The sequence below is a fragment of the Flavobacteriales bacterium genome (assembly GCA_019694795.1).
Classification (GTDB): domain Bacteria; phylum Bacteroidota; class Bacteroidia; order Flavobacteriales_D; family UBA2798; genus UBA2798.
The window spans coordinates 1-21733 of record JAIBBF010000021.1 but is presented as its reverse complement, the minus strand read 5'-3'; the positions used below and the strand labels follow the sequence as shown (position 1 = coordinate 21733).

General features: G+C 41.7%; 20 protein-coding genes. 9 read left to right on the top strand and 11 right to left on the bottom strand.

Features of this window, described 5'->3' with window-relative positions:
• Positions 1–132: 132 nt before the first annotated feature.
• Complete coding sequence (gene gcvP / locus K1X56_08245) at positions 133–3000, bottom strand: aminomethyl-transferring glycine dehydrogenase (protein MBX7094695.1); 2868 nt, start codon at positions 2998–3000, stop codon at positions 133–135.
• Between the two features lie 133 nt (positions 3001–3133).
• Between gcvP and K1X56_08240 the strand changes: the two genes are divergently transcribed.
• Positions 3134–3805: a hypothetical protein gene (locus tag K1X56_08240; protein ID MBX7094694.1), complete on the top strand. Its 672-nt coding sequence runs from the start codon at positions 3134–3136 to the stop codon at positions 3803–3805.
• Positions 3802–4632 carry a hypothetical protein gene (locus K1X56_08235; protein MBX7094693.1) on the top strand — a complete coding sequence of 277 codons (831 nt, stop codon included), beginning with the start codon at positions 3802–3804 and terminating at the stop codon, positions 4630–4632. Before K1X56_08240 ends, K1X56_08235 begins: the two co-directional genes overlap by 4 nt.
• Here the strand turns inward: K1X56_08235 and K1X56_08230 are convergent.
• A complete protein-coding gene (locus tag K1X56_08230; protein MBX7094692.1) occupies positions 4625–5560 on the bottom strand; it encodes an alkaline phosphatase family protein in 936 nt (311 codons plus the stop codon). The two genes, K1X56_08235 and K1X56_08230, sit on opposite strands and share 8 nt — an antisense overlap.
• Positions 5557–6852 (bottom strand): glutamate-1-semialdehyde 2,1-aminomutase, encoded by a 1296-nt coding sequence (gene hemL / locus K1X56_08225; GenBank protein MBX7094691.1) that lies wholly within the window; start codon positions 6850–6852, stop codon positions 5557–5559. Before hemL ends, K1X56_08230 begins: the two co-directional genes overlap by 4 nt.
• A 137-nt stretch (positions 6853–6989) precedes the next feature.
• Here hemL and kynU point away from each other — a divergent pair, with 137 nt between their 5' ends.
• The 3 genes from kynU to K1X56_08210 all read left to right on the top strand — a co-directional run bounded on the left by kynU (position 6990) and on the right by K1X56_08210 (position 10587).
• Positions 6990–8273, top strand: coding sequence for a kynureninase (gene kynU, locus K1X56_08220; protein ID MBX7094690.1), 1284 nt, complete (start codon positions 6990–6992; stop codon positions 8271–8273).
• Between the two features lie 137 nt (positions 8274–8410).
• Positions 8411–9781, top strand: coding sequence for an FAD-dependent monooxygenase (locus tag K1X56_08215; GenBank protein MBX7094689.1), 1371 nt, complete (start codon positions 8411–8413; stop codon positions 9779–9781).
• Complete coding sequence (locus tag K1X56_08210) at positions 9778–10587, top strand: hypothetical protein (protein ID MBX7094688.1); 810 nt, start codon at positions 9778–9780, stop codon at positions 10585–10587. Before K1X56_08215 ends, K1X56_08210 begins: the two co-directional genes overlap by 4 nt.
• Here K1X56_08210 and K1X56_08205 read toward each other — a convergent pair whose 3' ends face one another.
• The 3 genes from K1X56_08205 to K1X56_08195 all read right to left on the bottom strand — a co-directional run bounded on the left by K1X56_08205 (position 10588) and on the right by K1X56_08195 (position 13104).
• The gene (locus tag K1X56_08205) at positions 10588–12132 is read right to left on the bottom strand and encodes an Rne/Rng family ribonuclease (GenBank protein MBX7094687.1); all 1545 of its coding nucleotides are present in this window, start codon (positions 12130–12132) and stop codon (positions 10588–10590) included. It lies immediately after the preceding gene.
• A gap of 200 nt (positions 12133–12332) precedes the next feature.
• Positions 12333–12815, bottom strand: coding sequence for a hypothetical protein (locus K1X56_08200; protein MBX7094686.1), 483 nt, complete (start codon positions 12813–12815; stop codon positions 12333–12335).
• A gap of 1 nt (position 12816) precedes the next feature.
• A complete protein-coding gene (locus tag K1X56_08195; protein ID MBX7094685.1) occupies positions 12817–13104 on the bottom strand; it encodes an integration host factor subunit beta in 288 nt (95 codons plus the stop codon).
• Between the two features lie 140 nt (positions 13105–13244).
• Between K1X56_08195 and mutY the strand changes: the two genes are divergently transcribed.
• The 4 genes from mutY (at position 13245) to gldD (ending at position 16698) form a co-directional block, all read left to right on the top strand.
• Positions 13245–14288 carry an A/G-specific adenine glycosylase gene (gene mutY / locus K1X56_08190; GenBank protein ID MBX7094684.1) on the top strand — a complete coding sequence of 348 codons (1044 nt, stop codon included), beginning with the start codon at positions 13245–13247 and terminating at the stop codon, positions 14286–14288.
• Between the two features lie 35 nt (positions 14289–14323).
• A complete protein-coding gene (locus K1X56_08185) occupies positions 14324–14773 on the top strand; it encodes a single-stranded DNA-binding protein (protein ID MBX7094683.1) in 450 nt (149 codons plus the stop codon).
• A gap of 126 nt (positions 14774–14899) precedes the next feature.
• Positions 14900–16126 carry a gliding motility-associated protein GldE gene (gldE, locus tag K1X56_08180; GenBank protein MBX7094682.1) on the top strand — a complete coding sequence of 409 codons (1227 nt, stop codon included), beginning with the start codon at positions 14900–14902 and terminating at the stop codon, positions 16124–16126.
• Entirely contained in the window at positions 16123–16698 is a 576-nt protein-coding gene (gldD, locus tag K1X56_08175) for a gliding motility lipoprotein GldD (GenBank protein MBX7094681.1), read from the top strand. Before gldE ends, gldD begins: the two co-directional genes overlap by 4 nt.
• Positions 16699–16702: 4 nt before the next feature.
• Here gldD and K1X56_08170 read toward each other — a convergent pair whose 3' ends face one another.
• The 5 genes from K1X56_08170 to K1X56_08150 form a co-directional block, all read right to left on the bottom strand.
• Positions 16703–17248 carry a hypothetical protein gene (locus K1X56_08170; protein ID MBX7094680.1) on the bottom strand — a complete coding sequence of 182 codons (546 nt, stop codon included), beginning with the start codon at positions 17246–17248 and terminating at the stop codon, positions 16703–16705.
• Between the two features lie 84 nt (positions 17249–17332).
• The gene (locus K1X56_08165) at positions 17333–19450 is read right to left on the bottom strand and encodes a M13 family metallopeptidase (GenBank protein MBX7094679.1); all 2118 of its coding nucleotides are present in this window, start codon (positions 19448–19450) and stop codon (positions 17333–17335) included.
• A gap of 96 nt (positions 19451–19546) precedes the next feature.
• A complete protein-coding gene (locus tag K1X56_08160) occupies positions 19547–19999 on the bottom strand; it encodes a GNAT family N-acetyltransferase (protein MBX7094678.1) in 453 nt (150 codons plus the stop codon).
• A complete protein-coding gene (locus K1X56_08155) occupies positions 19996–20748 on the bottom strand; it encodes a hypothetical protein (GenBank protein ID MBX7094677.1) in 753 nt (250 codons plus the stop codon). The genes K1X56_08160 and K1X56_08155 overlap by 4 nt, the downstream gene beginning before the upstream one ends.
• Before the next feature lie 2 nt (positions 20749–20750).
• Positions 20751–21733: PD-(D/E)XK nuclease family protein (locus tag K1X56_08150; GenBank protein MBX7094676.1), on the bottom strand; the 983-nt coding region annotated here is incomplete at its 5' end.

Below are 21733 nucleotides of genomic sequence, written 5' to 3'. Positions count from 1 at the left end.
AAAATTTGCATTGTTTTCAATCCTCCAAAAACAATCCCTGTTTTTAACGGAATGGCCGGAATTTTTTAAAGTATTCTATAAAAAAAAAGGTCCGGCGAAACCGGACCTTCTTCATTCAATATGGATATCAAATCAGGCTTCAGATGTTTCGTAAGCTTCGATTGGCAGACAACTGCACACCAGGTTACGATCCCCGTAGGCATTATCGACACGACTAACACTTGGCCAGAATTTATTTTCGCGTACCCAGCTCAATGGGAAAGCAGCTTTTTCGCGGGAATAAGCATAGTTCCATTTATCTCCGACACAAACTTTAGATGTGTGAGGCGCATTTTTAATCACGTTGCTATCCTGTGCATAAACGCCATCTGCAATTTCACGTATTTCATTGCGAATTGTAATCATCGCATCACAAAAACGATCCAATTCTGCAATCGATTCCGATTCGGTTGGTTCTACCATCAGGGTATCAACAACCGGGAATGCTACGGTTGGAGCATGGAATCCAAAATCCATCAGACGTTTTGCAATATCCGCTACTTCAACATGCGCAGTTTTTTTGAATTCTCTGCAATCCAAAATCATTTCATGCGCCACTCTTCCATTCTTCCCTACATAGAGAATCGGATAATGATCTTTTAAACGTTCTTTAATGTAGTTCGCATTAAGTATTGCGTACTTGGTGCTGAGGGTTAGACCTTCACCACCGAGCATTTTGATGTAACCATAACTGATCAACAAAATCAATGCACTTCCCCATGGTGCAGCAGATACTGCTGGAATAGCTTTTTCGCCACCGGTTTTTACCATTGAATGTCCAGGTAAAAACGGAGCCAAATGTGCGGCTACACCGATTGGACCCATACCAGGTCCGCCACCGCCGTGTGGAATGGCAAATGTTTTATGAAGGTTCAGGTGACAAACATCCGCGCCGATATTACCCGGAGAAGTTAATCCAACCTGCGCATTCATATTTGCACCATCCATGTAGACTTGTCCGCCATTGGCATGGATAATATTTGTAATCTCAATAATTCCCTCTTCAAATACACCGTGTGTAGATGGGTAGGTAACCATGAGGCAGGACAATTTATCTTTATGTTGTTCTGCTTTCGCTTTTAAATCGGCGATATCGATATTACCGTTTTCATCGCATTTTACAATGACAATATCCATTCCCGCCATAGCAGCAGAGGCAGGATTAGTACCATGTGCCGAAGATGGAATGAGAGCGATATTACGATGGGTGTCGCCACGTGAAATGTGATAAGCACGAATTACCATTAATCCAGCATATTCACCTTGTGCTCCGGAGTTAGGCTGGAAACTCATCGCAGCGAAACCGGTAACCTCACACAAATCTTTTTCAAGTTGGGTAAACACTTCGTGATATCCCGCCGCCTGATTAGCCGGGATAAATGGATGCAGATTGGCAAATTCCGGCCAGGTGAGTGGCAGAAGTTCTGAAGCGGCATTTAATTTCATGGTGCAAGAACCCAGAGAAATCATGGAATGCACCAATGAAAGATCTTTATTTTCGAGACGCTTAATGTATCGCATCATTTCCGATTCGCTATGGTAGGAATTGAAAACAGGGTGTTGCAAATAAGCCGATTTCCGCTGGTGAATTCCGCTAATAGGAGATGTTTCACTAAGGGCAGAAATCTCATTGTGCTTTGCTCCTTTGGATTGTGCAAAAACAACCAAAATATCATTGATATCGGTCAATGAGGTGGTTTGATCTAAGGCAATGATTACCGATTTTCCTTCGTAGCGGAAATTAATTCCGGATGCAAGTGCAGCAGATTTTACTTTTTCTATATCGCAACCGGTAACCGAAATCGTATCGAACCAAACGTTGTTTTCTACCGTAAATCCGGCTTTCGTTAATTCAGTTGCCAATGTGCTGGTCAAAGCATGAATCTCTTCGGCAATACCGCGAATTCCGTCGGGACCATGATACACTGCATACATTCCCGCCATGATGGCTAACAATGCCTGCGCAGTACAAATATTGGAAGTCGCTTTTTCGCGACGGATATGTTGCTCGCGTGTTTGCAAGGCCATACGCAAAGCAGGATTACCCTGACTATCCACTGAAACACCAATGATACGACCTGGAATTAATCGTTTGAAATCCTCCTTACACGCAAAGAACGCAGCATGAGGTCCACCGAATCCCATTGGTACACCAAAACGCTGTGTATTTCCAACAACAACATCTGCGCCCCATTCACCCGGAGGGGTGAGCAGTGCAAGCGATAATAAATCGGCGGCAACAGCTACTCCGCAATGATTAGATTTTGCATTGCTTACAAAATCCGCATAATCATGCACGCTACCATTGGCAGCAGGATATTGCAATAAAGTCCCGTAAATTTTATCGTTAAATTTTAATTCTTTGAAATTTCCAATTTGCAATTCAATCCCCATTGGAATTGCACGTGTTTTTAAAATGTCGATCGTTTGCGGAAAAACTTCATCCGAAACGAAAAACACATTTGCATTGCGCTTAACCGCATCGCGATCGCGGTTGTTGAACAGCATAGCCATTGCTTCTGCAGCGGCTGTTCCTTCATCCAGCAATGAAGCATTGGCTATTTCCATTCCGGTTAAATCCATCACCATGGTTTGGAAATTCAAAATTGCTTCGAGTCGACCCTGCGCAATTTCTGCCTGGTATGGCGTGTAGGCGGTATACCAACCCGGATTTTCTAAAATATTACGCTGAATAACCGAAGGTAAAATGGTATTGTAATAACCGAGACCGATATACGAACGGAACACTTTATTTTTAGCCGCAACCGAACGCAAATGGCGCAGGTAATCGAATTCCGACATCCCCTTATCGATTCGCAAGGCTTGCTTGAGGCGGATGTTGGCAGGAACGGTTTGTTCAATTAATGCATCCACGGAAGCAGCACCAATACGAGATAGCATTTGAGCAGTTTCCTTTTCGGATGGACCGATATGTCGGTCGCTGAAGCGGTCTTTTTTCATGGGAAAAATTGAATAAAATTCGGGTGACAAATATAGCTACAAATGTAAGCAGGGGTGACTGTATTTTTCAACAACGGTGAATTGCGCATTAAAAAGATTTTTTAGTCTATCTTTAGACTTGAATTTTAGATCTATGAACAGGTTTACCCTTTTTCTTGCCAGCCTTTTATTTCCCTTTCTTGTTCAGGCTCAGGACAAACTGACTTTTTTAAACGGCAGAACCATGGAAGGCCACAGCTTGGGGTACGACACTTCCTATGTTCAATTTCAGTTCAACAAAAGAAACAAACTGCGCACCGAAAAGTTCGAAACCTACCGCTTGTATAGTTTAACCGATTCTACCGGAAAAGAGACCATCCTTTACCGTCAGGATTCCATCACCGGAAACATTTGGACCCCCACCGAAGCGATGTACATGGTGCATGGCGAACAAGATGCCTGGACTGGTTTTCATCCACATTTAACCCATGCCGGAGGATTTGCATTTGCGCTGGGTGTTTCATTGTTCGATACCTATAAAAAACAGACCGGCCCGACCGATGGATTCTTCGAAGGATTTTTCCGTTCCGACCCGGGGATTGTTCATTTATTAAGTCCATTTTTATACACCATCATCGCCGGAATTCCGGGCATCACATTTGATCTTTCTAAAGTGAGTAACAGAACTTATTTAATGGAAGATGCCTATCGCGAAGGATATATCCGTGTGGTTAAAAACAAACGAAAATTCGGAGGTTTAAAATTCTCCTTATTAGGATCGGCCACCGGATTAGGATTGTACTTTCTTGGTAAAGCAATTCAATGATGCAAAAAAGATTCCTGCATTTTTTAGTATTCACAAATGCATGGATCGGAATTGCAGCAGGAGCACAAGCCTATATTTCTGCACAGCTGGTACACAGCGGTCCTCCCCTATTCTACTTTTTCCTTGTTCTTTCCGGAACAATGTTCCTTTATAATTTTCAGCGTTTAATTAAAAATGCAGAAATAGGAAACGATGAAAAATCAATCCGGCATCAATGGATTGAAGCACATAAATCGCTATTAATATTCATTTCCATCGCGGCATTTTGTTCTACCTGGATATTGGTTTTCTATTTTCTAAATCAGAAGCAAATTGCATGGCTATTTTTAGCAGGAAGCATTGGAATTTTTTATACCGGAATTCCAAAAACACCCTTCAAAGGTCTGCGTGTATTACCCTACACCAAAGCCTTTTTAGTCGCACTTTCGTGGAGTATCATTTGTGTTACGATTCCTGTTTTTAATACCAATACTACGATGAATGAATACCCACTTTTCATTCGGTTTTTCATTCTGATTTTTTCACTTGCCATTATATTTGACATCCGCGATTTGCTTTTTGATGATCCGAAAATGAAAACAATTCCACAATTGCTTGGAAAACGAAACAGTTATTTACTTAGCTTATCGCTACTTGGAGTTAATATTTTCTTAGCAGTACTTTATGAAAACTTCGCCTTACTAATTTCGGAATCGATTACTTTTCTGTTCGCCGTTATTATTTTTTTACGCTTGCAAAAAGAAGAAAAAGAAATTTTGTTTGGATTTTTTACGGATGGAATCATTCTTCTGAATGCCATTTTAATTGCTGTGTTCAGTATTATTTGAACATCGAGTGCATTACATTCCCATTCGCTGCCGGCATTTTTAATCCGAAAATATGCGCTACTGTTACAGCAAAATCGCGTTGGGAATAAGCAAGGGTATCTATCACATTTCTTCTAAAATCCGCACCGCAGGCGATCAATGAAATTCTTCTGCATCCCTCGCAATTATCTCCGTGATTTTGAAATCCTGCTCCATAGGGTGGTTCTAAATGCCGGCCATGATCACTTGTGATAATAAATGCCGTTTTCCCTTTGTAAAAAGGATCATTCATCACCTGGTCGTATAATAATCCGGTGTATTCATCTGATTTTTTTAAACCAAGGATATAATCCTGCCAAATACCGGCATGTCCCGCAGCATCGGGTTGTTTAAACTGGATGAAACAGACATGCGGATGCTTATCTCTTAAAATTTCGGAAGCAATACGGAAGGTGGTCGAATCTTCTCTATAACCCGAAAATCTTCCGCTTACTCCGCAATTGGTATTGGGTAAATAGGTATTATTCCAATTGGGATCTTTGCAATTGGCCAATACTTCCAGTTTATCTTTAGAAGTAATTAACCACACATTTTTTGCATCGTTATACGTCTTACCATACACCTGAAGAAATGAAACCTGATCGGGTAATTCATTTCCTGAATTATCAATCACCTGATCCACTCCGGTAAGTAAAGAGGTATGTCCGGAAGTTGTTGCCGTTACCCCGGTATTGCGAAAATTGGTATACAATACACCTTCCTGGCGAATACGATTTAATTGTGGAATATTCTGTAAAGTGCTATCGCCGAATGTTTCTGAGTAACGTGGACCATCAATTATAACGACAACAAGATATCTGGTATTTTCTAAAGGGAAAATGGCCGCATCTTTTCTGCAGGAGAAAAAAAACAGTAATAAAACCGACCAAATTATTCCCGCTTTTTTCATTCAGAAAATGTCGTTTTTAACGCCTCAGCAAAAACTTTAGCGGTGTGTATGATATCTTCTACTGTATGTGCATCACTGATAAAACCGACTTCATAACCTGAAGGACCAAGATAAATTCCATGCTCAAGTAATTCAGCATGCAGTTTACGGAAATGAATCATGCTATCGGGATCAATTTCTTCTGCTGTTTTAATGGAATTTTTATCGGTAAATGCAATCCAGAAAATACTTCCGATGGTAAAAAAACGAAAACGAGAGGATAGATCGCCCGAGAGACGAATTATTTCCTCAATGAGAAATTTGGTATTACGTTCCAGTTCAATATAAAAACCGGGTTTGAGGCATTCGTTTAACTGAGCGATACCAGCCGACATCGCAACCGGATTTCCGGATAAAGTTCCTGCCTGATATACATTTCCTTCGGGTGAAATATTCGCCATGATTTCTGCAGATGCTCCATAAGCACCCACAGGTAATCCACCTCCGATAATTTTTCCATAGGTAATGATATCCGGCTGAATATTATAATAGCCGGCAGCTCCCGTAAATCCTACACGGAAACCGGAGATGACTTCATCAAAAATCAACAACGCTCCGTTGCGGGTACACACCTCACGTAAAAATTCGAGATAGGATTTATCCTGTAGTAATAATCCATTATTAGCAGGAATCGGTTCAATTATTACACAAGCTATTTGCTGATGAAATTCTGAAAATGCTTTTTCAACGGCCTCGCGATTATTTAAACTCACCACAATGGTTTCGTCCACAAACGATTTCGGAACACCTGCGGAGGATGTATTACCAAACGTAACCAACCCTGACCCTGCTTTAACAAGGAGTGAATCGGAGTGACCGTGATAACATCCTTCAAATTTTAAAATTTTAGATCTTCCCGTATAACCTCGTGCCAGGCGAATGGCACTCATCACCGCTTCGGTGCCGGAAGAAACAAAACGAATTTTTTCAATGAATTTATTGTTCGATAAAATCAATTCTGCCAATTCATTTTCCAATGCCGTAGGCGCTCCGAATGAACTTCCTTTTTCTACTGATTCTTTTACGGCATTCACCACATCCTGGTGAGCATGACCCAAAATCAAAGGTCCCCAACTGCAGCAGTAATCAATAAACTCATTGCCATCCGCATCCCAGATATGCGAACCTTTTCCCCGCTCGATAAACAAAGGTGTTCCACCCACACTACGGAATGCACGCACCGGAGAATTCACTCCACCGGGGAAATAAGTTTTTGCTTTTTCAAATAATTTCGCAGAACGCTCACGTTTCATAATGACCTCTAATTTGTTGCAAATGTAACTGAAAGAAGAAGCATTGTCAAAATACTCATCCTTTTGAAACTGACTCTTATCATTTTCGGTGCAAAAAACAGAGATTTTTATATGTTTGTCGGGCAAAACAAGAATACATGTCGTACCAAAACACCCTCAGCTACGCCCGCGAGGCGGATCAACAGGATTCACTGAAGGATTTCAGAAGTAAATTTCTATTCCCACAACACGAAGGAAAAGATGTGATTTATTTTACGGGGAATTCATTAGGACTTCAACCCAAAAGCACTGCCGCACATTTGCAACAGGAACTGGATGATTGGGCGAAATACGGCGTTGAGGGTCACTTTCTGGCAAAAAATCCATGGTTCTCTTACCACGAATTGCTTACTGCGTCCTGCGCACGAATTGTTGGTGCAAAACCGATAGAAGTCGTTTGCATGAATCAGCTTACGGTGAACCTGCATTTATTAATGGTTTCGTTTTATCGTCCCACACCTCAGCGTTACAAAATTCTCTGTGAAGCAAAAGCGTTTCCTTCTGATCAATATGCACTGGAGACACAGGTGGAGTGGCATGGATTTCGTCCGCAAGACGCCATCATTGAAATTTCGCCGCGTGAAGGAGAACATGTGATTCGCACGGAAGATGTTTTAACTGCGATTGAAGCCAATAAAAACGAATTGGCATTGGTGATGATTGGCGGAGTGAATTATTATTCGGGTCAGGTTTTCGATATGAAAACCATTACCAAAGCCGCTCACGAAGCAGGTGCTTATGCAGGATGGGATCTTGCACATGCGGCAGGAAATATTGAATTGAAATTGCACGAGTGGGAGGTGGACTTTGCAGCCTGGTGCAGTTATAAATACATGAATGCCGGACCCGGAAGTGTGTCGGGCGTTTTCATTCACGAAAAACATGCGCATTCCAACTTACCTCGTTTTGCAGGATGGTGGGGACATGATAAATCGGTCCGTTTTAAAATGGAAAAAGGCTTTCATCCCATTCCGGGTGCAGAGGGATGGCAATTAAGTAACGCACCTGTTTTATCCATGGCAGCTTATAAAGCTTCGCTTGAATTATTTGATCAGGCTGGAATGGAAAAGCTCATTGAAAAATCGAAAAAATTAAGCGGATATCTTGAATTTATCATTGGAGAAATTAACCGTTCCCTCAGTGGAAAAGATAATTATCCGCTGGAAATTATTACACCGCGCGATTGGAAAGAACGTGGTGCACAACTCTCTATTATTGCCCATGGTTTTGGAAAAGAATTATTCAATCAACTCGTTGCCAAAGGTGTAATTCCCGATTGGAGAGAACCAAATGTAATTCGCCTGGCTCCGGTTCCGATGTACAATAGTTTTGAGGACATGTACCAGTTTGGTGCTATTCTGAGTGAACTGCTTAAAAAATAAATGGATTTCTGATTTTGCTCATAATTCCGTTTTTGCTTATCACCGATTTTCGGTGACGAAAATTTGATTCTTGCCTCGCAGATTGATTTTTCGTTTTTGGGTTCTATTTCTTATTTTGCAACAAATGCATTTTTATCATGAGTAAACAAATTACCATTGTAGGAGCCGGTCTTGTAGGTTCATTATTGTCGATTTACCTTGCCAAGCGGGGTTACCAGGTTACCGCCTATGAACGTCGACCCGACCTTCGCAAGAACCGCATTTCTGCGGGCCGCTCCATTAACCTTGCATTAAGTGATCGCGGATGGAGAGGATTAAACGGTGTTGGTATTGCAGAAGATATTATGAAAGTGGCCATTCCCATGAAAGGAAGAATGATGCATGCCATCGACAGTAAACTTACGTTTCAACCCTATGGTACCGATGCACAAGCCATCTATTCCGTTTCTCGTGGCGGATTGAATTGCGTACTGATGGATCTCGCCGAAAAACACGGTGTGAAAATTATTTACAATGAAAAATGTGTAGATATCGATTTAAAAACAGCAAAAGTTACGTTTGAAAATACGGAGAGCGGAAAAATAAGCACGGTAAACAGCGATCGCGTTTTCTCTACCGATGGCGCGTTTTCTTCGGGAAGAATGCAAATGCAAACACATACCGACCGCTTTAATTATTCGCAAACTTATTTGGAACACGGGTATAAGGAATTGACGATTCCACCCACCAAGGATGGTGACTTTGCGATGGATCCGAACAGTTTGCACATCTGGCCGCGTGGACAGTTTATGCTGATTGCACTTCCGAATATGGACAAGAGTTTCACCTGTACTTTATTTTTCCCTTTTGAAGGAGAAAAAAGTTTTGAGGCTTTGAATACACCAGGAAAAATGCTGGCCTTCTTTAAAGAAACTTTCCCGGATGCCGTGGAATTAATGCCAACATTGGAAAAAGATTATTTTGAAAATCCGACTTCATCGTTGATGATTGTAAAATGTTTTCCTTGGACCTATGAAGACAAGATGGCAATGGTTGGCGACTCTGCACATGCCATTGTTCCATTCTACGGCCAGGGCATGAATTGCGGTTTTGAAGATTGTGTGGTGCTGGATGAGTTGATGTCGAAATACGGATTAGATGCCAATCTGAAGGACGATGATGCAATCTTTAAAAAAGTATTCGGCGAATATCAATTATCGCGCAAACCCGATGGCGATGCCATTGCTGATTTAGCAGTAATGAACTTTGTAGAAATGCGCGACCGCACTGCGGATCCTAAATTTTTACTTCAGAAAAAAATTGAAGCGAAATTCAGCCAGAAACATCCCGACAAATGGATTCCGCTTTACACCATGGTTACCTACTCGCCACAAATACGCTATTCTGAGGCATTACGAGAAGGTTTAAGACAAGAATCGATCATGGAGAGAGTGATGCGCATGCCGGATATTGAAAGCAAATGGGATAGTGCTGAAGTGGAAAATAAAATTCTGGAATTACTTGCATGAAGAAACGGGGATTCTTTGCTGTACTAATTGGCCTACACGTTTTGGCTTGTTCCACCAATAAAAATCCGGAGGAACAACACAGCAATCCATCCGACTCTTCCATAGTAGAAGCAGATTCCTCAGCGCTGGATTCTATTGACGAATTACCGGAAGGCGACACCATTTCCTATCCGATCATTGTTGTCCCCAATACCGATTATCACGGTGATGAAATTCCGGAGCGATGCGAACATTCTCCATTTTTGGGATTGGTGTTTGATGGCGAAAATCATTTCCGTTTTGTTCCTGTTGAAGTAAAAATCGAAACCGTTCCCGATCCGATTGTGGATATGGAAGGCGCTCCTGCTACCGGCAAAAAATTAATGGTAAACAGTAAAGATTCGCTGATTTTTATTCTGGAAAACTCCTCGATAAATTCTTTTGTTTCAAGTGGGAGTGGTCAACCCCTAACCGGAGAGCAAAGTAATTTTACCAATCACCGGAAAATTCGTGTTAATGATCAAATTCAAGGTGAAATCATCACCACGGTGAAGGAGAGTCATGATGCCAACATTGGATTTACCTTGTGGAAAGTGGAGTACAAATACGATGAAGGAAGTATCGTTTTGTTCAACGAAAAAAACAATCCCGAACTCTCTGCGCGTTTGTTTTACATTGGCGATTTAAACGGTGATGGATGGATGGATTTCGTTTACGATTCGCATTTGCATTACAACATCATTACCTACACCTTAATGGTGAGTGAAAAAACTGAAGCAGGATTTCGCTTGAGAAAGGCAGCGGAATTAATGACCAGTGGTTGCTGATTAATCAACAATTTCTTCTCCGTACTGATCCGTAAAATGGAATTCGAGCATGTGATGTGAAGTCACACCTTTAATCCGTATCCATTTTTTATACTTCATCCACCATTTAAAACGAATAGAAAATAATCCCTTGGTAAAATGCGAATGAAGGAAAGGATGCACGGATAAGGTAATTTTTGAAGCTTTTTTCTCTTCAAGAATATAGCGCAATTGATTCTGGATATCGTCGGTAATAAGAATGGTTGCTTCTACCTCTCCGGAACCAAGGCAGCAAGGACATTTTTCGGTGGTGGAAATGGCCGTTTCGGGACGAACACGCTGACGTGTAATTTCTACCACACCAAATTTTGAAGGCGGCAATACATTGTGTTTTGCGCGATCCGCTTTCATGATACTGCGCAGGTGTTCGAATAACTTCTTCTGATTCTCCCGATCGCCCATATCGATGAAATCGACACAAACAATTCCTCCCATATCTCTCAGGCGAAGAATACGCGCAATTTCGTCGGCCGCTTCGAGATTAACCTGTAAAGCATTTGCCTCCTGATCTGAACTGCGGCGGTTACCGGAGTTTACATCGATAACATGCATCGCTTCGGTATGCTCAATGATGAGATAGCCGCCAGAAGGAAGCATGACCTGTTTACCGAATGCTGCTTTAATTTGTTTATGAATACCAAACTGATCGAAAATGTTGGTTCCGCCGGAATATAACTTAACGATGTTTTCGCTACCCGGAGAAATTTTGCGCACATAGGTTTTTATTTCATCACAGAGTGTGGCATCATTAACGTGAATGGTATTGAATTTCTCATTGAGTAAATCGCGCAATAAAGCAGCGGTGCGATCGAGTTCTCCCAATACTTTTTTTGGCGGCTCGGAATCTTTGAGTGCTTTATAACACTGATCCCATTTCCCCATTAAAGTGGTGAGATCCTGATCGAGTTCTGAAAGTTTTTTACTCTCTGCAACGGTGCGGATAATTACACCGAAATTTTTAGGACGTATAGATTCGATGATGTTCTTTAAGCGTTTGCGCTCTTCATCATCTTTAATTTTTGTTGAAACAGAAACTTTATTGCTGAAAGGAACCAGAACCAGGTATCGTCCGGCCAATGTAATTTCACTACTTAAGCGCGGTCCTTTAGAAGAAATCGGTTCTTTGGCAATTTGCACCAGAATATTTTGGTTTGCCGAAATGACCTGATTGACTTTCCCTTCTTTATCGATATCCTTCTCCATTTCGAACTGATCGAGATGGGAGGTGTTTTGCTTGCGTGCGAGTGTACGTTTTGTAAATTTTGTAAGCGATGCAAATTGAGGTCCAAGGTCCAGATAATGAAGGAAAGCATCCTTCTCGTACCCTACATTTACGAACGCAGCATTCAGCCCGGGAACAACGCGTTTAACTTTTCCCAGGTGGATGTCGCCAACCGACCATGAATTATTGCTTTTCTCGCGATGGAGTTCTACAAGACGTTTGTCTTGCAGCAGGGCAATCATCACTTCGTTGGGACCCGCATCAATGATGAGGTCGATGTTCAAAACCGTTAGCTTTAGACCGATGAAACCTATAAAGCACCGAAAGGCACAGTGTTACTGTGCCCCGGATAAAAGTTTCAATCAGAAAAAGAATTACTTCTTCTTCTTATGACGATTCTTACGAAGACGTTTCTTACGCTTGTGGGTAGACATCTTGTGACGCTTTCTCTTTTTACCGCAGGGCATGATAATGTAATTTTAAGTTATTGTAATTCGTTGATTTTTTCTTTAACGGACTGCAAAAGTAATGAATCCTGCGACATTTGAAAGACCTTTTGCAACTCAGCTACACTTTTTAGGGTATCACCCATCATAAAATAAGCATTGGAGAGTCCGATTTGCGCATTAATCTTCTCATTTCCAGAAGTAATGTCGACCAAATTTTGATAGCGGGCTATTGCTTTTTCATATTGACCGGTCTGCATGGAGAATTCGGCCAATTGGGAAATGGCAATGACATTTTTGGGATGTAATTCGGCGATGCGGGTCAGGATTTTAATCCCTTTCATGGGTCCGCCCCCATTCCCCATATAATTGAGCGCCAGGGTAACCTCAGCTTCCTCGGTGCTCATTTGGGAGAATCGTTTATCTGCTCGACTGCGTGGCGCAACGAGAATAAAGAAGACCAAAAAAGCCGAGGAAGCAATCGCGATCCATTGAATGATGCGTTGCTTCTTCGGATTCATTTTATGCCTTTACTTTTGCCTTTACGCGATCGGTAAAGGTTTTTGCAGGTTTAAATGCAGGGATGTAATGTGCAGGGATGATGATCGCCTGATTTTTGGAAATGTTACGTCCGGTTTTTTCAGCGCGTTTTTTTACGATGAAACTTCCGAACCCACGGAGATAAACGTTGTTACCTTTTTCCAATGCCTCACGAATGGAATTCATGAATGCTTCTACAGTTACCTGTACCGCAACTTTTTCTACACCGGTCTTTTCGGCGATGTCTGCAACGATGTCTGCTTTTGTCATAACAGTTCTTTTAGATGGTTACTTGAACCTGACCTCTCTGATTGTCAGTTCTACAAATATACCCTTTGAAACCAACAACTTGCAAGAAGTCCCGTCCGAAACCCTTAATTTTTAGACGGAAATACCGATTTTGCGCCTGAATGCCAGATTTTGCCTCCATAATTACTGCCTGGTACCGTAAAAATGCCCGGGATTTGCCCTGGAGAAGGACCAAAAATCCTTATCCAATCTGGCTTTCTGAGGTTATTTTACAACAAACCCGGGTGGACCAAGGGATGAAATATTATTATCATTTCCTGGAGAACTATCCCAGTGTACTTCATTTAGCTAATGCCAGTGAAGAACAAGTATTAAAATCGTGGCAGGGATTGGGTTATTATTCCCGTGCACGAAATCTGCATCAAACGGCGAAGCTGATTGTAAATGAATTTCGAGGTGAATTTCCGAATTCCTACAATGAATTATTGCAATTAAAAGGGATTGGTCCCTATACCGCAGCCGCTATTTCATCCTTTGCATTCGGAGAAAAAAAAGCGGTGGTGGATGGAAACGTAAATCGTGTTGTTGCGCGGTATTTTGGCATGGAAGAAGGTATTGACAGCAGTGCCGGAAAGAATGCGATACAGGAAATTGTAAATGATCAGATTCCGGATAAAGATCCTGCAACTTTTAACCAGGCCATCATGGAATTTGGCGCCTTGCAATGTGTACCGAAAAATCCAAATTGTACGGCTTGTCCGTTACACGATTCATGTTATGCGTTTCGCAAGGGAAAAGTGACTGAATTGCCTGTAAAAAATAAAAAAACGCTGGTCAGGAATTTATTCATTCATTACCTGGTTCTGGAAAAAAATAATCAGTGGTTTTTCACGCAGCGTGATGATTCCTCCATTTGGAAAAACATGTGGGAATTCCCTTCCGTTTTTTCTGAGGATAAGGATATTAAAGGCAGCATAAAAAACACCGATTTTGCTTTTAACGGAGAAGCAGATGAGCTTGGAAAAGTGACCAAAAAACATGTGTTGAGTCACCGAAACATTATTGCAGTATTTCATCACCGGAGGTGGAAAAAGGGAAAAATACCTGCTTCCTGGTTGCCTGTATCACTGGGTGATGCTCCCGACCTTGCTATTTCGCGTCTGGTTGAACGTTATATTGAAGAAGATTTCGGTTCTTTTCGCTGAAACTATTTCGTTATATTTGTGCAATAGCTTAAATCATGGCAAGAAGTGTAAATAAAGTGATCCTGATCGGCAATCTGGGAAAGGATCCTGAAATCAGAAGAATGGAAAACGGTATTGGAAAGGCCTCTATTACATTGGCCACGAGTGAATCGTACCGCGACAGAAATACCAATGAAGAAAAAACCATTACCGATTGGCACAATGTGGTTTTATGGAGAGGACTTGCTGATGTTGCAGAAAAATATCTGCGTAAAGGAATGCAGGTTTATGTTGAAGGAAAATTGAAAACGCGTTCGTACCAGGATAAAGACGGTGCAACGAAATATATTACTGAAATTGTTGCCGATAACATGGTGATGTTAAGTCGGGGCAATGCCGGCGAAAACACCAATTCGGGAGGAGCTAATCAGGGAGGAAATTACGGCGGACAAAACGAGCCGAGTCCTTTCGACAACAGTGATGTTGCTGATGATCTCCCTTTTTAATGTTGAACCAAAGAATAAAACTTGGAACCTCCCTCTTTAGAATTTTCGCAATTACTCCTTTTTAGTTTTACCAGTCCTGGTGCAGGTACAATTGTATCCATCATTGTGATTTGCATTTTGCTGATCATGTCGGGATTAATTTCTGCCTCCGAAGTAGGATTCTTTTCTCTTCCCGCCAAAGACCTGGAAGATATTCGCAATTCGAAAAGTGCAACGGATCAGCGTATCCTGAGCATTCTTGAAAAACCAAAACGCTTACTGGCAACCATTTTAATTGCCAATAACATGGTTAATGTTGCCATTGTTATTTTGTCGTCGTCGGTTGTAGACGGCACCATGAATTTTGAGGGCGACCCGAGCTGGTTACCTTTTTTGGTGCAGGTGGTGGGTGTCACTTTTGTGTTATTGCTGATTGGTGAAGTAATTCCCAAAATTTACGCCAACAAAAATTCGCGCCTTGTTGCCGGGTTTATGTCGAACCCCATTCTTGTATTGCGAAAAATGCTCTGGCCCATTTCTCAGATGCTGATTAAAAGTTCTTCGGTCATTGACAAACGCATCAAGAAAAAATCGTCGAGCATGACGGTGGATGAACTTGGACATGCATTGGAAATTACACTGAGTGATGAGGAATCGCACAACGGTGAGAAAAAGATTCTTGAAGGCATTGTGAAATTCGGAAATACCGATGTAAAACAAATCATGAAGCCAAGGATGGATGTTGTGGCCGTTGATATTTCATTGAAATTTACCACACTCATTTCGCGCATTATTGAATCGGGTTTTTCACGTATTCCGGTATACGAATCGAATTTCGATCAGGTAAAAGGGGTTTTATATATCAAAGATTTAATTCCCCATTTGAACGAACGCGATGATTTTAACTGGCAATCACTGATTCGTGATGCGTTTTTTGTTCCGGAGAATAAAAAAATTGATGATCTGCTGAAGGAATTTAAGGATGCAAAAATTCATTTAGCTATTGTGGTGGACGAATACGGCGGTACGCAGGGAATTGTAACGCTGGAAGATGTGATTGAGGAAATTGTTGGCGATATTACCGATGAATTTGATGATGAAGGAATAACCTATACAAAAATTGATGATTCGAATTTTGTGTTTGAAGGTAAGACCTCGCTGATTGATGTTTATAAAGTGCTGGATATTGAAGGCAATGAATTTGAAGACGCCAAAGGAGAAAGTGATACACTGGCGGGATTTTTACTGGAGCAATCAGGAAAAATGATGCAGCAGGGTGACAAAATCCGTTTTGGTCGTTATATTTTTACCATCGAAGCAGCCGACAAGCGCAGGATTACCCAAATTAAAATGAGTATTGTAGAAGTAGCATGATAAAAAACCTTTTATACGGCTTTCTGATTTTAACCGCATTTTCTTCGTGTGTCGACAATGAAATTGCCGTTCCCAAACCGCGTGGTTTTATGCGGACCGATTTCCCGGAGAAAAGCTACATCACGTTTACCAGCGATTGTCCTTACTCCTTCGATATTCCCACCTACGCGCAAGTGGAAGATGTTCCTGCCGATAGTTTGAATCACTGCTATAAAAATGTTCGTTTTACGCCCTTTAAAGGAACGCTGCATTTAACGTATAAAGATTTAAAAAACGATGTTGGCAATTACATTGATGAATGTCACCAATTAGCCTACGATCATGCGATAAAAGCAACAGCCATTAACCGTAAACAATTCATTAACGACACCACTAAGGTTTACGGATTGATTTACGATATACAGGGCAATGCTGCTTCTCCTTTACAATTTTATGTTACGGATTCCGTAAAACATTTTATTCGCGGCGCATTGTATTTCGAAGCAAAACCAAATTACGATTCTATTCGTCCGGTTTTAGAATACGTGCGTGAAGACGTTATTCGTTTTATTGAAAGCACACAATGGAAATAATCCTTTAATAGGATATTTCTAAAATGGGATGCAACTCCATATTATTCTTCGCCTGCTTGCGCGCATAATGGTGATCGATATCGATAAAGGCGATTCCGGTGATGGTGACGTATTGTCCTTCTAAATGATCTTCATTTACCTTTATAAAATCGCGAACGGTTTTAAATTGATTCAGGTAATTGGATTGTTCGGCATAGGAGCAACCGGGATTAGCCGATTCGCAAATGAGGTAATTCTCGTTGTTATCGATTAAGCGGATATGATAATCGCCATCGCGTTCTTTTTTCAGTTTATCCACTTTAGCACGCACCGTGTACACTTGCATTTCTACATTCTGACGAGGCGTTTCTTTATCCACTTCGGGCACGGTAATATTTCCGATGGAATCGATGGTACTAAAAACGGGTGTGAAATTTACCAGTGAAATTTTATCATCGATAGCCACTTTTAATTCGCGGCGTGTATTTCCGTTGCAAGCTTCCGGATTATTTTTCCCTTTGTGGCATGCACTTATCAGCACTACCAATAACACCATCATTCCCTTTTTCATAATTCAAATTTAGTGTTTCGCCGGCAAACTTTATTCCAAAAAAAAGTCCCGCAATGTGCGGGACCTTTACTAAATCGATTACTGTTACCAGATGAGTGAAATTTTATCTGCATTCCTGCGCATCGGATCACCTTCTTTCACATCGAATGCACTAAAGAATTCAGGCATATTGCTTAATGGTCCGAGCACGCGGTATTTACCCGGAGAATGCGGATTGGTGAACACCTGGAGCTTCATGCTATTGTCGGTATGATTTTCTTTCCACACTTGCGCAAAAGCGATGAAAAAGCGTTGTTCAGGAGAGAATCCGTTAATGGATTTTCTTTCTTTTCCTTCAATGGAACGTTGGTAGGCATAATAGGCCATGGTTAATCCACCGAGGTCGGCGATGTTTTCTCCCAGGGTTAATTCTCCGTTTACAAATACGCCCGGTAATGCTTCGAAGGAATTAAAATGGTCAACTAATTTTTTCGTACGGGAAGCAAACTTCAGTGAATCGTCGGAGGTCCACCAATTCACAAATTTACCTGAAGCATCAAATTGTGCACCCTGATCATCGAACCCGTGTAAGAATTCATGTCCGATTACCGCTCCCATTCGCGCGTAGTTTACGGCATCTTCTGCCTGCGGATCGAAGAATGGTGGTTGCATGATTCCTGCAGGGAAAACGATTTCGTTCCACAGCGGATTGTAATAGGCATTTACAATGTGCGGTGCCATTTGCCATTCACTGCGATCGATGGGTTTACCGTATTTATCGATGTTTTGTTTGGTGTTGAATCTCCCCTGCTCCATCCAGTTTTTAAAATACGATTCGCGGGTGATGTTGAGTGAGGAATAATCGGTCCACTTATCCGGATAACCTAATTTGCGCGTAAACGAAGCCAGTTTTTCCAATGCACGAACTTTGGTATCGGCACCCATCCATTCGAGTTTATCCAAACGTGTACGGAAAACGGCCATGATATTATCGACCATCTCGTTCACTTTTTTCTTGGATTCTGGTTTAAAGTTCTCTTCTACGAATGCACGACCTAATGCCTCTCCAACGGCGGTCCAACCAATTGCTCCAACGGCTCTTTCCCAGCGTGGTTTCATTTTTTTGGTACCACGTAATTGCGTGCTGAAGAATGCAAATACTTCTTGTTCGATTTCTGAACTCAGTTTGGTTGCTGCTGCTTCGAAGAAATGGATTTTAATATAGTCCTTCCAAACATCCATCGGCTCATCGGTGAGCATCGTGTTCATGCGTTTGAAAAATTCGGGTTGACCAACAACGATGTCGTTGATGCTGCTTAATCCGCGTGCTTTTAAATAAACGTTCCAGTCGAAATTCGGAACTGATTTTTTAAAATCGACAATGGGTTTAAGGTTGTATTGTGCTTCGATGTTACGCAGTTCTACGGGTCCCATCGATGCCTCTGCCAGTTTAGTTTCGAATGCCAGAACAGATGCGGCAGATTTTTCGGCTTTTGATTTTTCATATCCTAAAAAGCCAAACATTTTAGATAAATGCGCCACATAATTCTGACGCAGTTTTACGGATGAAGAATCGCTTTTGAAATAATAATCTTTATTGGGGAGGAGGAGTCCACCCTGTGAAATAAATGCCTTATGGACATTAATATCTTTCAAATCCTGATCGATACCGATGCCAAATAGTGGCGTAATTCCGTAATTGTGGTAATAGGCTAATACAGCTGCAATATCATTTTTCGTTTTGATACCATCGATACGTTTCAGTTCATCCTTAATCGGAGAGATGCCTTCTTTATCGCGTTTGGTGCTATCCATAAAGGTGAAATAATAATCACCAATCAATTGGTGATGATCACCCTTTGCCGCATTCATGACTGCACTGCGTTCGAGGATATCTTTTAGTTTTTTATTGTTATTATCCTGAAGAATATTAAAGTTACTCCAGCGGTTTTCTGTACTGGGAACGGGATTGTTTTTCACCCAGGTGCCATTGGCGAATGAATAGAAATCCGTTTTAGGATCGATGGTAGGATCCATATCCTGAAAATCGACTGTTCCCGGTACCGGCGTAAAACTAAAATTACTTACAGGCTGAACGGGTGTGCTATAGGTGTTGATATCCTTACCTGCCACTTCATTGTTTTGGGTGGAGGATTTAGGATGACAAGCCACTGCTAAAACTGCGCTTGCCGTTACAAATGAAAATCCGAAATACTTATTCATACACATAGATTGATACTACCAAAATAAGAAAAGATTTTAGTCGCGAAAAATTAATTCGCGCGAATGGTATGAACGGAAAATGAGGCTGACCAGCGCTCAGGCGGGAAGGTAAAGCATTTCCACATGCGGAATATCATCCTCGAGATAGCTCTCACTGACGGGTTTAAATCCGAAGGACATATAAAACTGCAGTAAATATTCCTGCGCCGAAATACGGATTGGAACCTTGCCATACAGCGATTCAATGTGCTGCATGGTTTCACGCATCAACTCCTTGCCAGCACCGGTTCCGCGAACACTTGCTGCATTCGCTACCCTTCCGATGGAAACCTCCGGATACGAAATTCCCGCAGGAAGAATACGCGCGCATGCAACCATTTCTCCCGATGCGTTACGTCCAAAAACAAAATCTGCTTTTTTATCCTTTCCATCCAACTCGGGGTAAGGACAATTCTGCTCCACCACAAATACGGCGATGCGCAAAGCGATCATGTCATGAAAATCATTGAGTGAAATGCTTTTCCAGGATGAAAAATTCCAGCTGATCATCGTGTAAAGAAAAATCCGATTATGATTAACAAGGGATAAAACAAAGCGAAATAAAATGACATTTTATCGTAGTTATCCTCTTCAAATTTTTTCTTTTTAGCGAATTGTTTCATGCGGGTCCTCACTTTTTCGCGGTAGAGCACCACAAATCCGATTCCCGTTAAGGTTGCCGATAGATGAAATATATTTCCGAAGAAAACCGCTTGCAACATCGGCGATTCGGAATCGAAATAAATGGGGATGATGGACATGAGCAGCGGTATGATCGTGTACATGATGACCAAAACCGTGCGGAAAGTAAAATACATTTCATCGAACTGACTTCTGGTTTTCAGTAAGCGTCCCTCATTGAGCGAATAAAACAACATGGGAGCATAAGCCCAGATGAGACCGGAACCGCCGTGACCCGTCATACCCAACAAAGCGTGAATAAAAATATACTGCGCAATGGCTACTAGATTCAGCAGGAAAAACAAATAACTGCCCATGATTTTTTCTACATAGGTTCCCACCAACGCCAGCAAAACGATATCGACCAGCAAATGAACGACGGCCGATTTTGCTTCGAAGCCATGTTGAAAAGCGATGGTAAGGCGCTGCATGAAATCGGTGTTTTCGTTATAGCTCCCGAATACATGTTGCAGGTTTGGAAATACAATGGTTGCGATGGTAACTACCGAAGCACAGAGCATGATGGAAAAACTTTGCCAGGCAACAGGCATCCGGTATCTGTATATTTCGGAAAACATAATTAATGCACCTCCTGCAGTTTAGAATCTTTCGTGTAAAATAAATATTTTTTTACGGAGGGACAATTCATCTGAGTCAGTAATTCGCCATACAAGCGAATCTGATGTTGATGTGAATCGCGCTCTGTTCCTGTTTTAAAATCGATCACAATGGTTTCGTCAGGAAAAAACACCAAACGATCGGGTCGGTGACTGATTCCGGATGCATCGACAATCTCAGCTTCTGTTTTGGACTGTACCTGTTCATCAAACATTCGCTGCATGAATTCATGTGATAGTACACGTTCCACTTCCTGTTTAAGCCGAAGTGCTGTTTCCGTATTGCATTGGAAATCGATGCTTACTTTTTGTAGCACCTGCTCCAATTCGCGCACAGAAGTTAATTGCGATAACACTTCATGCACCAAATTCCCGAAGCGGGCACTGATTAATCCCTCGCTCTCTCCCCATTGCTTTTGCGATTCGTAACTGATGCGCAATTTATCCTGCCAGCGTTGCCATGGTTTCGATTGCAAAGGCCATTCTTCGCCGTGTTTTTTACTTTTTCGCACCGGTGAAGTTTTTGTACCGTAGGAAACATTTCCTGAACCACTTATTTCGAGTTGCATGTTATCGGAAATGAGTTTTCCGATAAAACTATTCCGTGTAGTAGCCGTTAACAAATACAAACGCTCTTCGGGTCGTGTAAAACCGACATACAACAGATTCATGGTATCGAGCAATGTTCTGTTTTTTTCCTCGGCTAAAACCGCTGCCTGACCAATGTTTTTAAAGACCTCTTCGCCACCGGAAATCAATGCAGATTTTAAGGGGTTGAAACGATCATCCAGATCAATCCACAATTTATCTTTTCCGTTTTTCGAGCTGGTCCAATTTAAAAAAGGCATAATCACAATCGGGAATTGTAATCCTTTCGACTTATGAATGGTCATTACTTTAATTGCATCGGCCGTTTCCGGCATTTGCACCGATTGTTTTTCTCCGG